General features: G+C 64.4%; 12 protein-coding genes. 9 read left to right on the top strand and 3 right to left on the bottom strand.

The genetic code is table 11. The features are described from left to right. Positions 1 to 81: 81 nt before the first annotated feature. The 3 genes from NTU39_RS15975 to NTU39_RS15965 all read right to left on the bottom strand — a co-directional run bounded on the left by NTU39_RS15975 (position 82) and on the right by NTU39_RS15965 (position 3,609). Positions 82 to 1,281 (bottom strand): collagen-like triple helix repeat-containing protein, encoded by a 1,200-nt coding sequence (locus NTU39_RS15975; RefSeq protein WP_257958046.1) that lies wholly within the window; start codon positions 1,279 to 1,281, stop codon positions 82 to 84. A 321-nt stretch (positions 1,282 to 1,602) separates the two neighbouring features. Further along, on the bottom strand, positions 1,603 to 3,264 hold the full coding sequence (locus tag NTU39_RS15970) for a collagen-like triple helix repeat-containing protein (RefSeq protein ID WP_257958045.1): 1,662 nt from the start codon (positions 3,262 to 3,264) through the stop codon (positions 1,603 to 1,605). Positions 3,265 to 3,291: 27 nt separating this feature from the next. Then, entirely contained in the window at positions 3,292 to 3,609 is a 318-nt protein-coding gene (locus NTU39_RS15965) for a hypothetical protein (protein WP_150663019.1), read from the bottom strand. A gap of 1,002 nt (positions 3,610 to 4,611) precedes the next feature. Here NTU39_RS15965 and NTU39_RS15960 point away from each other — a divergent pair. The 9 genes from NTU39_RS15960 to NTU39_RS15920 all read left to right on the top strand — a co-directional run bounded on the left by NTU39_RS15960 (position 4,612) and on the right by NTU39_RS15920 (position 12,889). After that, positions 4,612 to 4,797 (top strand): Flp family type IVb pilin, encoded by a 186-nt coding sequence (locus tag NTU39_RS15960; RefSeq protein ID WP_046292265.1) that lies wholly within the window; start codon positions 4,612 to 4,614, stop codon positions 4,795 to 4,797. A 238-nt stretch (positions 4,798 to 5,035) separates the two neighbouring features. Beyond that, positions 5,036 to 5,176 (top strand): Flp family type IVb pilin, encoded by a 141-nt coding sequence (locus tag NTU39_RS15955; RefSeq protein ID WP_231965144.1) that lies wholly within the window; start codon positions 5,036 to 5,038, stop codon positions 5,174 to 5,176. Positions 5,177 to 5,249: 73 nt separating this feature from the next. Next, the gene (locus NTU39_RS15950; protein ID WP_150663017.1) at positions 5,250 to 5,729 is read left to right on the top strand and encodes an A24 family peptidase; all 480 of its coding nucleotides are present in this window, start codon (positions 5,250 to 5,252) and stop codon (positions 5,727 to 5,729) included. A 294-nt stretch (positions 5,730 to 6,023) separates the two neighbouring features. Further along, positions 6,024 to 6,425, top strand: coding sequence for a hypothetical protein (locus NTU39_RS15945; protein WP_039397829.1), 402 nt, complete (start codon positions 6,024 to 6,026; stop codon positions 6,423 to 6,425). A 157-nt stretch (positions 6,426 to 6,582) separates the two neighbouring features. Then, a complete protein-coding gene (gene cpaB, locus NTU39_RS15940) occupies positions 6,583 to 7,620 on the top strand; it encodes a Flp pilus assembly protein CpaB (RefSeq protein WP_257958044.1) in 1,038 nt (345 codons plus the stop codon). Between the two features lie 189 nt (positions 7,621 to 7,809). Then, positions 7,810 to 9,141, top strand: coding sequence for a type II and III secretion system protein family protein (locus tag NTU39_RS15935; protein ID WP_257958043.1), 1,332 nt, complete (start codon positions 7,810 to 7,812; stop codon positions 9,139 to 9,141). Between the two features lie 103 nt (positions 9,142 to 9,244). After that, positions 9,245 to 10,597 carry a CpaE/TadZ family protein gene (locus tag NTU39_RS15930; RefSeq protein WP_257958042.1) on the top strand — a complete coding sequence of 451 codons (1,353 nt, stop codon included), beginning with the start codon at positions 9,245 to 9,247 and terminating at the stop codon, positions 10,595 to 10,597. 1 nt (position 10,598) lies between these two features. Further along, positions 10,599 to 11,969 (top strand): TadA family conjugal transfer-associated ATPase, encoded by a 1,371-nt coding sequence (locus NTU39_RS15925; RefSeq protein WP_039397836.1) that lies wholly within the window; start codon positions 10,599 to 10,601, stop codon positions 11,967 to 11,969. After that, positions 11,966 to 12,889, top strand: coding sequence for a type II secretion system F family protein (locus tag NTU39_RS15920; protein WP_150663013.1), 924 nt, complete (start codon positions 11,966 to 11,968; stop codon positions 12,887 to 12,889). The genes NTU39_RS15925 and NTU39_RS15920 overlap by 4 nt, the downstream gene beginning before the upstream one ends. Positions 12,890 to 12,900 lie beyond the last annotated feature (11 nt).

Raw genomic sequence — 12,900 nt, 5'->3', positions numbered from 1 at the left:
GTTGTTAGTTGTGACGTGGCCGACGCTACGACGGCTGAACGACTGTGTGCGTCGCGCCACGTCCTGAACCGATTGCTGTGATTACTTGCCGACGCTGGCGACGCTGCCCAGGAGGCTCGTCACCGGCTGGATCAGCACCAGCAAACCACCCGTGCCACCTGTGCTGCCGCCGGCGCTGCTCGTCACACCCGAGAGCAGGCTCGTGACGGGGGCGAGCGGGTTGCTGCTGCCGCTGCTGCCACCGGACGCTGCGCCGCTCAGGCCACCGAGCAGGCTCGTGACAGGCGCCAGCGGGCTGCTACTGCCACTGGTGCCACCGAGGCCACCCAGACCGCCCAGCAGGCCGGTAACGGAGCCGAGCGGGTTGCCCGTGCTGCCACCGCCGCCAGCGGCCGTATTGCCGAGACCGCCGAGCAGCGAGCCGAACGGGTTCGTCGAGCCATTCGACGTCGGCCCGTTGACCACACCGCCGAGCGTCGAGACGGTTTTCCCGGTGGCGTCCACCGTGTTGCCGAGTGCGACCACCACACCGTTGTTCGACGTGCCGCCGATCGTTGTGCCGACCTTGCTGACGGCACCGCCGACAGTGGTGAGCAGGTTGGACACCGGCCCGCCGAGGCCCGTCGTAGTGCCAACGGTGCGCGTGGTGTCTGAGACCATGTTGGTGATCTGGTTGATCGGCGCCGAAACCGTTGTGGTCACTTGCCCGACCGGTCCGGTCGGCGCGAGTGCCTGACCGAGGATCGCGCCACCGGCGATGCCGCCATAGCCTACCGACTGGACGACGCCGCCAAGGCCGCCAACCAGCGTATCGACCGGGGTGCCTTGCAGCGGATTGCCCTTGGTAATGCCCTGGATGCCGCTGCCGAGCGACACGCCTGCGTGGCCAAGATCCGTCACGGCCGGGGCGACGCCAGCGAGCGTCACGCCCACGGTGTTCGCATTCGTGCCGGTCTGACCGAGACCATTGCTGACGGCATTGCCGAGATCGGTGACGGCGTTGCCGGTGCTCTTGAGTGCACCGCCCATGCCTTGCGACGTTTGCGACGAGACAAGCGGCAGTTGCGTGCTGGCCACCTGATCGCCGAGGGCGCTCACTACGTTGCCTGCCGAGCTGACCACGCCACCTGCACCGGCAGCCGTCGTGCCGACCGCGTTCGGGGTGCCGGTCGTGCCGGCCGAGGTGGCGCCGCTGCCGCCGCCGCCGCTGGAGCAACCCGTGAGGGCGATGGCTGCGATAGCGGCCGAAGCCAGCAGAGTGCGTTGAAGTGCGTTGCTCATGATGTCTATCTCCCTTGATCGTTCTGAATATCGGCTGGCGGGGGACCGCTCAATGACGCCGTGTGATGTCGCGAATTGCCTCAGGTACTGCTATTTCCATTTGAGAAACCGTGGCCGCTCGCTGTGATGCCGTTGTGCGCGTGCGGCGTGTTGGGTGAGCCGGATCCGGCCCGGCCCGGTCCGATGCGTGAGCATCGGTGCGAGGGCCGGATCGCGGCGGTCACAAACTGGCGGTGGAATCGCGCGGATCATGATCGGTTTGCCTGTCGTTGAGGTCTGTACGCTGAGCGTTGTGTCGACGTTGCCGATTCAGCTGCCCGATTACTTCTTGCCGCCGAGCAGACCGCCGAGCAGGCCGGTCACCGGAGCGAGCGGGCCGCCGCTGTTGCTGCCGCCCGACGTTGCACCACCGACCGCACCCGTCACCGAGCCGAGCAGCGTCGTCACCGGGGCGAGCACACCGCCCGAAGCCGAGCCGCCAGCACCGGCCGAAGCACCGCCGGTTCCGGCCGAGCCGCCTGCGCCAGCCGTGAGCGTGCCGCCGAGGCCGCCCGTCAGACCGGAGACGAGGTTGGTGACCGGGGCGAGCGGGTTGCTGCCCGAGGCACCGCCTGTTGCGCCGCCGAGTGCACCCGTCAGACCGGAGACGAGGTTGGTGACCGGGGCGAGCGGGTTGCTGCCCGAGGCACCGCCCGTTGCGCCGCCGAGTGCGCCCGTCAGGCCGGAGACGAGGTTGGTGACCGGGGCGAGCGGGTTGCTGCCCGAGGCACCGCCCGTTGCGCCGCCGAGTGCGCCCGTCAGGCCGGAGACGAGGTTGGTGACCGGGGCGAGCGGGTTGTTACCCGAAGCACCGCCCGTCGCACCGCCAAGCGTGCCCGTGAGACCCGAGAGCAAGCCCGTGACCGGCGCCAGCGGGCCGGAGCCCGTGCCCGAGCCGACACCGACCACACCCGACAGGCCGCCGAGCGCAGCGGAGAGCGGAGCGAGCGGGTTGGTGCTCGTCGGCGTGCCGTGGACGAGGCCGCCAAGGCTGGCCACCGTGGTGCCCACACCGGCGACCACGCCGCCGAGGTCCTTCGCGACCGGGTTGTTGATCTGTCCGCCGAGCTTGGTGCCCACACCGGCCAGACCGCCGCCGACCGTGGCGAGCAGACCGGCGACCGGCGTACCGAGACCCGTGGCGTTACCGACCGTTTGCGTCGTGTTGGTCACCACCGTCGTGATCGGGGTGATGGTCTTCGACAGGCCCGACGTCAGTTGCTGCACCGGTGCGCTGTTGACCGTGGTCGTCAGCCCGTTGCCGAGTGCGACACCGGCGTCGCCGACCGAGGTCACCACGCCGCCGAGCAGCCCGGTGACACCGTTCACCAGCGCCACGTTCTTGAGCGGGCCGGTTTGACCCAGGCCTGCCACAGCGCTACCCACTTGCTGACCGGCCTGACCGAGGTTGGTCACGGCGCCCGTCACGCCGGTGAGCGTCGGGTTCAGTGCGTCGTTGCTCGAACCGAGCTTGCCGAGGCCGTTCGTGAGGCCGTTGCCGATCGACTGCACGGCGTCGCCCGTCTTCACGACAGCGCCAGACAGTCCGCCTTGCGTTTGCGAGCTGACGATCGGCAGGCTGGTGCTGCCAAGGGTCGTGCCCAGATCGCTGACCGTCTTGCCGACTTGCGTGACGACACCCGTGCTGGCGGTGGCAGCTACGACGCCGATCGGGTTGGTGGAGGCTCCCGTGCCGCCATTCCCGTTACCGTTGCCGTTACCGTTGCCGCTGCCATTCCCGTTGCCCGAGCCGTTGCCCGAACCGTCCGGCACGGTGCCTGCGCCCGAGCCGCCACCGCTGCCGGTGCCTGCCGAGGTGCCGCTGCCGCCACCGTCGCCGAGCGAGCCACTGGTGCCGCCCGAACCGGAGCTGGCGCAGCCGGTCATCGTGACGACGGCGAGAAGAACGGCGGAAGCGAGAAGGTTGCGTTGGATGTTTTTCATGATGGTGTCCTCTGGTCTTTGTCGTATTCAGGCGAGCACGTTTTGTGCTGCCAGTCGGTTGTTCATGCGTTGTGCGATGAGTGCGAACAGGAGCGCGGTTACGGTTGCGCTATCGGGGCCCGTCATCGCATGGGCCGAATTCGTGTTGCTGCTGTGAGCGTTCGCCACGTCGGTCGGTGTGGCGGTGGCGCGTACGCCACCGCCTTCTTCACCGCCCCTCCCTGGGCTTGCGCCTCTACGACCGGTGTCGGCCACAGCCTCGCGCTGCTTAGCCGTGATGCGTTGACGCTCTGCCGAGATGGCTGCTGCGCCGTGCATCGTTTGTTTGGTATTGCCAACGATCATGGTGTCCCTCGTGATCTTTAGCGTTGCGATGCAGGGATATCTGCAAGAGGTGTGCCAACCACAGATCCGGGGTTCGAATAAGCCTTCTAGTTTTTCCGGCAATCGGCTGAAAAGCCTGTATTTATTTGCGTTTCGGAAAACAAGAATCTTTTGGATCGAGATATCTCGACGGCGCGGGGGGAGTGAAAAGTCAGGGTTAACGCCATCGGGAAATGGCGAATAAACGGCGAAACGACGTTCCCGTTACGGGGTTCGTTACGGGTAACGTAACGTAACGATTCGGATGTAACGGAACGAAAGGGTTGCGAAACGCGTTGGGGAAAGGCGGAACGCAGACGAATGAAACGCAGGTGTGGAATTCAGGAGCAAAAGCAAATGCATCGGAACACCTCGGCGGATATTCAGGTGTTCCGGTGATTCGGGTAATGCCTGATCGAACGTAATAGCTAGATGGCCGTACTAATACCTAAAGGCACGGTGTCGTCAGACAAAAGGGATGTGATCAGGGGGCGAGGCGCTGCATGGCGTGGCCATGTTTGTGTGATGAAACGCGATATGACCGCTTTGGAAAAGATGAATAGTTATTTAAATGCGTGCTGAAGCCGTTGATGAGGGGATTTCGCCAATGTGTGTGGCGTCGCACCAATCATGGTTTTCCCTCGCGCACGTTGTATTGCCTAGTTTTGGAGTATTGTTTGATCAACCTATGTAACGTTTTCTTACATCCGCTGGGGTGATTGGAAGCAAGACTCTAGTTTTTGTGATTTAGTTTAAATTAGGATCAGAAAAAAATAGCGCGCGAGTGCAAAGGCTGTGCCAACAGCCAAGGAAATATTGGCGTACAACGTAAAAGAGGTTCGCGAGCCTTGCAGCGCAACGAACCCGAGGCCGAAGTCAAGAGTTGATCAGCGATATAGCAGGACTCAGTCGTCAGATCTTCGGGTCGATGACAGCTCTGCTGCGCGCCAACGGGCGCTTAGCGCCTTTTTGAGGGAGGGTGATATGAAACTCGGTAATCGTTTTCGTCTGTTTGCGCGCGACGAGCGTGGTGTGACGGCGCTTGAGTACGGCATCCTCGCCGCCATTGTCGCGGTGATCATCGGTGGCACCGTTTATACGAATCTGGGCACGACGTTCTCCTCTGTGTTCTCGAAGATCCAGTCGGCGGTCACGGCAGCGGGCGCATAAGGTTCACGTAGTTCGTATCGGAACAACGGCGCTTCGGCGTCACAGAAGAAGTCGGCACTGGCTCCTCGCGTCTGCGTGCTGTAGCGAGGGATCGTGCGGACCATAAGGGGAAGGGCGCAGGTTCACAGACAAGCGCCATTCGGGGTAGTGGGATGCTGTATTCGCGAGGAAGCGAATCATGCGAGCAAATCGAGTTGGGGCAAGCAGCCGGCAGCACAGACTGTCGCGGCAAAAGGGTGTGACCGCGCTGGAGTACGGCATTCTCGCGGCCATCGTGGCAGTCATCATCGGTGGCACGGTCTATACGAACATGAGCAGTGTGCTCTCGAGCGCATTCAGTACGGTAACGTCGGCGGCCACCTCGGCGGCATCGCATTGAGACAGCATCGGCGCTGATATGTATAGGCGGTTTTTATAGTCGGTTTTAAGCGGAACCGGATGCGAGACCTCCTGTGCTGACATTGCTGTGGCTGTTATGTGTGCCGATCGTACTGACCGACCTGATCGCACGGCGTATCCCGAATATCTGGCTGTTGTGTGTTGCTGCGCCCGCGCTGGTCTGGATTGCGTGGCAAGCGTGGCACACCGGACCTCGGGTGCTGTGGGTCCACGGACTGGGCGCATTTCTGGGATTGATCGTACTGCTACCGTTTTGGTGGCGAGGTGTGATGGCCGCAGGCGACGTCAAGCTGTTTGCGGTGATCGGGTTGGTTGCGGGTTACCCCGCGCTGTTGCCGGTGTGGTGTCTGGCCAGCGTGGCGACGGGCGTGCATGCGTTGGTGGTGCTCACCGGTCGTATGAAATGGCTCACACGATGGCGCGAACGTTGGATGGCGTCGGGCGTGTGGCAACGAATTCTGCAGTGGCGGGCGGGGCGTGCGGGTTTGCCTTACGGGGCCTATCTGGCTGCCGCAGCGCTCGTGGTGCGATGAAGACAGTGAGCGGATGAGGGTGTGAGGGCACCGGTCGTCGGCAGCAGCAAGATCGCTGACCATCGCAAAGTGGGGATGTATCGGAGGTGACGAGTGTTGGCGAAGCCAGCACCGTAATAACGGGAGGCGCGGGCGACGCCGCGCAAATTTGCAGGTTCATGCGTCGCCAGACACGGTCGAAAAGCGCCGTGCGCGACGGGGGGTATCGTCATGAAGCGGTCTGGGGCACGGGCAAATTCTGGGTTGCGATGCGTTCGGTCGACACGACCGCGCGGTGTCGCTGCTCTGGAATTCATGCTCATCCTCATGATCCTGCTGCCTGCCTTCTACGTCGCCGTCGCCTTCTCCATCAACATTCTTGCCCGGCAAATGCTCACACAGGCCGCCTCCGAAGCGGGCCGTGCGATGTTGCGCGCCGGCACGATGGCACAGCGTCAGGGCTACGCCACGACGGCGATCAATACCACGCTGACCTGGCCTTCGGCGTCGGCCGTCAGCGCGACATTTCCGGCGGATGCCACGTATCCCTGCCCGGCGTCGGGGACCGGAACGGTGTCGCAATGCATCGTCCACGTGACGCTGACGTTGAATCAGCCGATGACGGTCAACTGGCCGGGGCTGGGCGCGCTGGTGCCGCAAACCGTGATCGGTACGGCGGCCGTGACGCTGGACACGTCGACGCTCGGAGGGAGTTGAGCGATGGTCTGGACGGGCAGTACACGCACGAAGCAAGTACGTAGCTAGCAACAGGTAGGACCACGAGTGAGGTAACAGGAAGTCGCATCGGATTGATATGCCGCCGGCATGCCGGCGTCCCGCAAGTTGTGACTGAACGGCCGACAGGCCCCAAGCCATGAACAAAGCCACCAAGATTCTTGCTGCTGTGCTGGTTATCGTCGGTGTCGCGCTGGCGCTCTTCGCATTGCGTCTGGGAACGACCAATGCGCCTGCGCCGAACGCCACGCCCTCGGCGGTGACCCAAACGCTGACACAGCGCTTCCCGGCCGTGGTGGCGGCTAAGGCGCTGACTCCGGGCAAACCGATTACGGCCGACGACATCAAGATTGCGCAGTTCGACAGCCAGACACCCAATGCCTTCGCCAACCCGGCAGACGTCGTGGGCCGGGTGCCGCTTGTCGCACTTGCCGCAGGTGTACCCGTCACGCAAAACACGCTGGCACGCGGCCTCGCGATGCAGCTCGCCCCCGGCGAGCGCGCCGTCGCCCTTCCTGTGACCGAGACGGTCGGCGTGAGCAACCGCATTCGCCCCGGCGATTTCGTGGACGTCTTCTTCACGATGAAAACGAATCAACCCGCAGGCAGCCCGACGGTCGGCTTGGTGGACGACACGCAAGCGCGCTTGCTGGCGTCGCGTGTGCGGGTGCTGACCTACGGCAATGCGTCGCTCGACGACATCACGCCGCCGCCCGCTGCGCCCACCGTCGCGTCCACGGTCGCGGCAGCGACGGCCAGCGCGCCGCCACCTCAGCAAGCGGCCGCGCCCCAACCGCCGCCGATGCCCGCGACCTCGGCGGTCGTGGCCGTCCCGATCGAAGACGTCAACCGACTCGTGCTCGGCGCGCAGCAGGGCAAGATCACGCTCGCACTGCGCAACCCCGCCGACGACACAAAGCCCGATACCTCGTTGTTCCCGCCGACACCGCCCGTGCTCGTGAGCAAGGCCGGTCTCGCGGGCGACAACAAGGCAGCACTGAACTCGCCGGAGAACCAGGCCTACGCCGGTATCGCCACGACGGGGCTGGCGGGTGAGCCGCCGCGACGCACGGCGGCAGCACCTGCGCCGCGTGCGCCGGGGGGCGGTGGTGGCGGGGGTGGTGGCGGCACGGTTGAAGTCGTGCGCGGTGCCGAGCGATCCACCGCGTCCTTCTGACCTGAGCCCATCGAAACGATTTGAATTGAGTGACCTGAATTGAAGTGACGAGCAGATCCGGTGATGTTCGGGCGCGGGGGGCAACCAGTGCGACGAACACCACTTAACCGACACAGTGACCGATACAGCCACGCCATGATCAGAAGCCAGGTTCGCACTGCCAGACGAGAAACCAGACGTGTCACGGGAATGCTGTTTTGTTTTGCTGCGCTGCTTGCGTGTGGTGCGACGGTCGCGGTCCGGATGGCCGACGCGGCCGATACCGCACCGAGCGCAGGGTCTCGTTCGCTGACGCTTGCGGTGCACGAGCAGCGTGAATTGCCGGTCTCGGGCACGCTGGAGCGCGTGGCCGTCGCCGATCCGGAGATCGCGGACATCGTCGTGCTCAAGGGCTCGGGCGGACGTCGCGGGTCGGTGCTGGTCGTCGGCAAGAAGGCCGGTACGACACAGGTATCGACGTGGCCGCGCGGTGGCGAGGCCACCCGTTGGGAGGTTCATGTGCAGGGCAACCTGCAAAGTGCATTGGGGGACACCGGCACGGCCAGCGTCGACGCGCGCGGCAGTGCGGCTGTCATCAAGGGACATACGAATACGCTCATCGAACACAGCGGCCTGCAATCGGCAGCGGTCGATGCGACAGGCAAAGGCGGGGTGGTGGTGGACCGTTCGACGGTCGGAGACACGGGCGTAGTGCAGGTCGACGTCAAGATCGTCGAAGTGAACCGCAACATTCTGAATCAACTGGGGGTGGACTTCACGGCAGAGCGCATCTCGCCATCGGGCGGATTCGGCGTGATTTCTACACTGGGGACGGCGGCTTTCGGTAGCGGCGGCACCTCGACGTCGAACTTCGGATCGTTCTTCGGCTCGATTACGCGCGGCGCATTCAACTTGTCGGCGAAGATCAACCTGCTGCAGTCGAACGGTTTGGGGCGCGTACTTGCCGCACCGTCGCTGGTTGCCTTGTCGGGGCAGAGCGCGAGCTTCCTCGCCGGTGGCGAGTTGCCGGTGCCGCAGTCGGGGGGATTGGGCACGACGACCATCGTCTACAAGTCGTTCGGTGTAGGCCTGACGGTGACGCCGACGATTCTGTCGCCGAACCGCATCGCTCTGAAGGTCGCGCCGGAGGCGTCCGATCTTGACTATACGAATGCCGTGGTGATTGCGTCGACGCAGATTCCCGCGATCACGACACGGCGCGCCGATACGACAGTCGAGCTGGGCGACGGCGAGAGTTTCATCATCGGCGGCCTGATTTCGCGCACGACGACCGCCGCCGTCGACAAAGTACCGCTGCTGGGCGATCTGCCGCTCATCGGCTCGTTTTTCCGGAATCTGAAGTACAACAGTATCGAGAAGGAACTGGTCATCATCGTCACGCCTCACCTGGTCAAGCCGGTTTCCAGAGACGTGACGCTGCCGCTGCCGGGGGACACCCGGGAGAAGCGGCCGGGGCCGGTGTGGGGCGAGTATTTGATGGGCGTGGCAAGCGACAGCGAACTGCCGGGCTTCTCGAAGTGACCGAAGTGGCATTGGCGCCGGATCGAAGCAGGTTCGACGGCGGCGCGGCGGTCTCGGGCGAAGCATCGGCGAAAGCCGGGTTGGGGTAGTAAGGAGTGCACAAATGAACGCACCGACGCGAATACTGGACACCATGACTGAGTTGCATCGCTTTCTTTTTTGCAGCGCACATGCCGGCCACGGACAGTGGCTCTCGGCGGCTTTGCGCGAAGAGGGCGTGGTGCTGCAGGAAGCCGGACGTCCGGCACAGTTGCAGCAGCGTATCGGCGATCTCGATCCGCAGGTCGTGCTGCTCGACTTCTCGGGCGAGCCGACCGGTCATGCCGACGATCCGCCCGATGGCGGCATCGCACAGGCCACGGAGCTCGCGCAGATGCTCAAACGCGTCGCGCCCAAACTGCCGCTGGTCGCCGTGGGTTCGATGGTGCGCGCAGACGGCATGAAAGCCGCGATGCGCGCTGGCGTCCACGACTTCATCGACATGCACTCGACGCATGAAGAAGCGCTCGATGTCGTGCGTCGCGTGATCGATCACACGCCGACGGCGAGCGTGACGACAGCGCCCCAGCGCCACGGCCGGTTCATCGTGCTGCTCGGTGCGCGGATCGGTGTCGGATGCAGCACGCTGGCTGCACATCTGTCGCAACTGGGTCAGGAAATGTCCGTCGCCACCGACCCGGACCGTGCGGAGAAGACCGCGAAGGCGGCCAAGGCCAACGCGAACAAGGACGACAAGTTCGACAGTTCGTTGCTCGGCCACGTCGCGCTGCTCGATCTCGGGCTGCCGTCCGGTGACGGTCTGCTGTATCTCAACACGCAGAGCCAGTTCAGCTTCGCCGAGGCCGTGCAGAACTTGCGCCGTTTCGACGAAACGCTCGTGCACACGGCCGTGTCGCACGCGCCGAGCGGTCTTGCCGTGCTGCCGCTGCCGCTCGATCTGGGCGACATGCGCAGCGTGGCGGCGGCCGACGCGCTCGCGCTTACCGACCGCCTGCGCGCGTTCTTCGATCTGATCGTGGCCGACCTCGGCGGCTTCTCGAATCCGCAGTTCGTGGCCAGCCTCGTGCGCGCCGCCGACGAAGTGTGGCTCGTGGTCGACCAGAGCGTGGGCGCGATCGTCTCGCTCGCGTCGATGCTGCGCGATCTGGAGGAGAAGAGCGTCGAGCGCAGCCATCTGCACCTCGTCCTCAATCGTTACGACCCGCGTTACGGCATGGCGGCCGACCAGATCGCCAAGCGGTTCGACGTGCCGCTGCTCGCCACGCTGCCCGACCGGCCGCTCGCCATGCTCTCGGCCACCAATCAGGGCAAGCTGATCATCGACACGGCGCGCAGCGACCCGTATGTGCGCGCGCTGCAACCGTTGGTGGAACGACTGCTCTCCGCACAGCATGCGGGCGCCGCTTCGCACCGCCAGTCGTCGGGCTGGCTGGGCCGATTCATGGGAAAGCACTGATATGACCGACTCCATCGAATTTGCCGACGACAAGCGCGCGTTTGCCAATTCACAGCAGTTTCAGGACATCAAGACCGCTGCGCACGAACATCTGCTTGCGCGCATCGAAGAACTCGGCGCGGAATTCGGGCGCTGGAGCCGTAGCGCGATCCAGCAGTTCGTCGATCTGGAAATGGACGGGTTCGTGCGTCTGCGCCGCATCCCGATCAACGAGGCGGAGCTGCGTCAGATCTCCGACGCGCTGACCAAGGAGCTGGCGGGCTTCGGTCCGATCGAGGACCTGCTGGCCGACGCGGCGGTGGAAGACATTCTGATCAACGGCTACAACGACGTGTACGTCTCGCGTCGTGGCGTGCTGGCGCGCGAAGCGCTGCGCTTCTCGGACAATCAGCACCTGCTGCGGATCGTACGTCGCATTCTCGCGCCCATCGGGCGGCGTCTGGACGAATCGAATCCGATGGTCGACGCGCGTTTGCCCGATGGCGGACGTCTGAACGTGGTGATCGAGCCACTGGCCGTGGACGGGCCGGTCGTCTCGATTCGTAAGTTCCGCAAAGACCCGCTTAAGCCGTCGGACCTGCTGCAACTCGGCAGCTTCAACGAAGAGATCTACAACCTGCTCGAAGCGGCGGTGCGCTCGCGCTGCAACATCCTCGTCTCGGGTGGCACGAGCTCGGGCAAGACGTCGCTGCTCAACGCGCTGGCGAGTTTCATCCCGGCGACCGAGCGCGTGGTGACGGTGGAAGACACGGCCGAACTCTCGCTGAACCACCCGCACGTGGTGCGGCTGGAGTCGCGCCAGGGCGGCTTTGACGGCTCCGGGGAAGTGACGATTCGCGATCTGATTCGTAACAGTCTGCGGATGCGTCCCGACCGGATTATCGTGGGCGAAGTGCGCGGCTCCGAAGTGCTGGAAATGATGCAGGCGATGAACACGGGCCACGAAGGCTCGATGGCGACGATTCACGCCAACTCGCCGCGCGAATGTCTTTATCGTCTGGAGATGTTGGCGGGCTTCGCCGGGTTCCAGGGCAGTGAGAGTAGCTTGCGCCGTCAGATCACGAGCGCGCTGGACTTCATCGTGCAGATCGGCCGTCTGTCGAGCGGACGCCGACGGATTCTGTCGATCACGGAAGTGACCGGCGTGTCCGATACCGTCATCTCCACGCAGGAGCTGTTCCGTCACGAGTCGGTGGTCGGGCCGGACGGCGAGGAAAAAGACAAGTGGGTGTCGCTCGGGCTTCAGCCGCATTCGCCCAAGCTGCAACGCTACAAGGAGCAGACGCGCAATGCGGCGGCCGCCGCGCAGGCGCAACAGGGCAATGTGCCGCCGGACTCGGGTGGCGGTGGCTTCTTCGGACGCCGTCGATGAACGCCCTCGTGCTGTGGGCCGCATGCATCGCACTGCTGCTGGTGGCAGCGGGGCTGGAGCTGTGGCGTCGCACACATCAGCGCGCACGCGAACAGGCGACCAGCGCGTTTCTTGAGCGTCAGCTCGCGCAGAACGCGCCAAAGTTCGGGGCCGCCGAGACGGGCGAAGTGCGCGCGCCGCGCCGCAAGTCGTTGCCGTGGGAGTTCTTCTTCGAGCGTGCGGGCGTGCAGCCCGATACACCGTTCTATCTCATGCTTATCGTGCCCGGTCTCGTGCTGACGCTGGGCTTTTGGATGTGGCAGGGACCGCTTTCGGCGATTGTGATTCTGATCGTGTACGCGGTCGTCACGGTGCTGCGCTATTGGCTCAAGGCAGCGCGCCGACATCGCGACATCGTGCGTCAGTTGCCGATCTTTCTCGACGGCATGGTGCGCATGCTGACCGTCGGTAACAGCCTGCCCTCGGCGTTTCAGTCGGCCGCAGGCAACGCCGATTTGCCGCTGCGCGAGTTGCTGGAGCGGGCAGTGCGTCAGGTGCAGGCAGGCGTAGAGCTGGACGTCGCGCTCAAGCAGATTGCACGCGTCTATCAGGTGGATGAGATTTATCTGTTCGCGTCGGTCGTCGATCTGTCGACGCGTTTCGGCGGCCGCGCCGACCAGATTCTGGCGCGCATGTCGGGCTTCATGCGCGACCGCGAGCAGGCGCAGGCCGAGTTGTTCGCGCTGTCGTCAGAGACGCGCATGTCGGCGTGGGTACTCGCGGCGCTGCCGATTGTGGTGAGTGCGCTGCTGATGTTGCTGAATCCGAAGTTCTTCGAGCCGATGTTCCAGGAGCCCGCCGGTCAGAAGCTGCTGGCTATCGGGCTGGGGCTGGAGGTGTTCGGCGGTTTCGTGCTGTACCGGTTGGCCAAGTCGCTCTGAGCGCGAAGGAC

The sequence above is a fragment of the Pandoraea commovens genome, assembly GCF_024704525.1.
GTDB classification, from domain to species: domain Bacteria; phylum Pseudomonadota; class Gammaproteobacteria; order Burkholderiales; family Burkholderiaceae; genus Pandoraea; species Pandoraea commovens.
The sequence above is the reverse complement of the archived record's forward strand: the minus strand, read 5'-3'. Positions and strand labels throughout refer to the sequence as shown.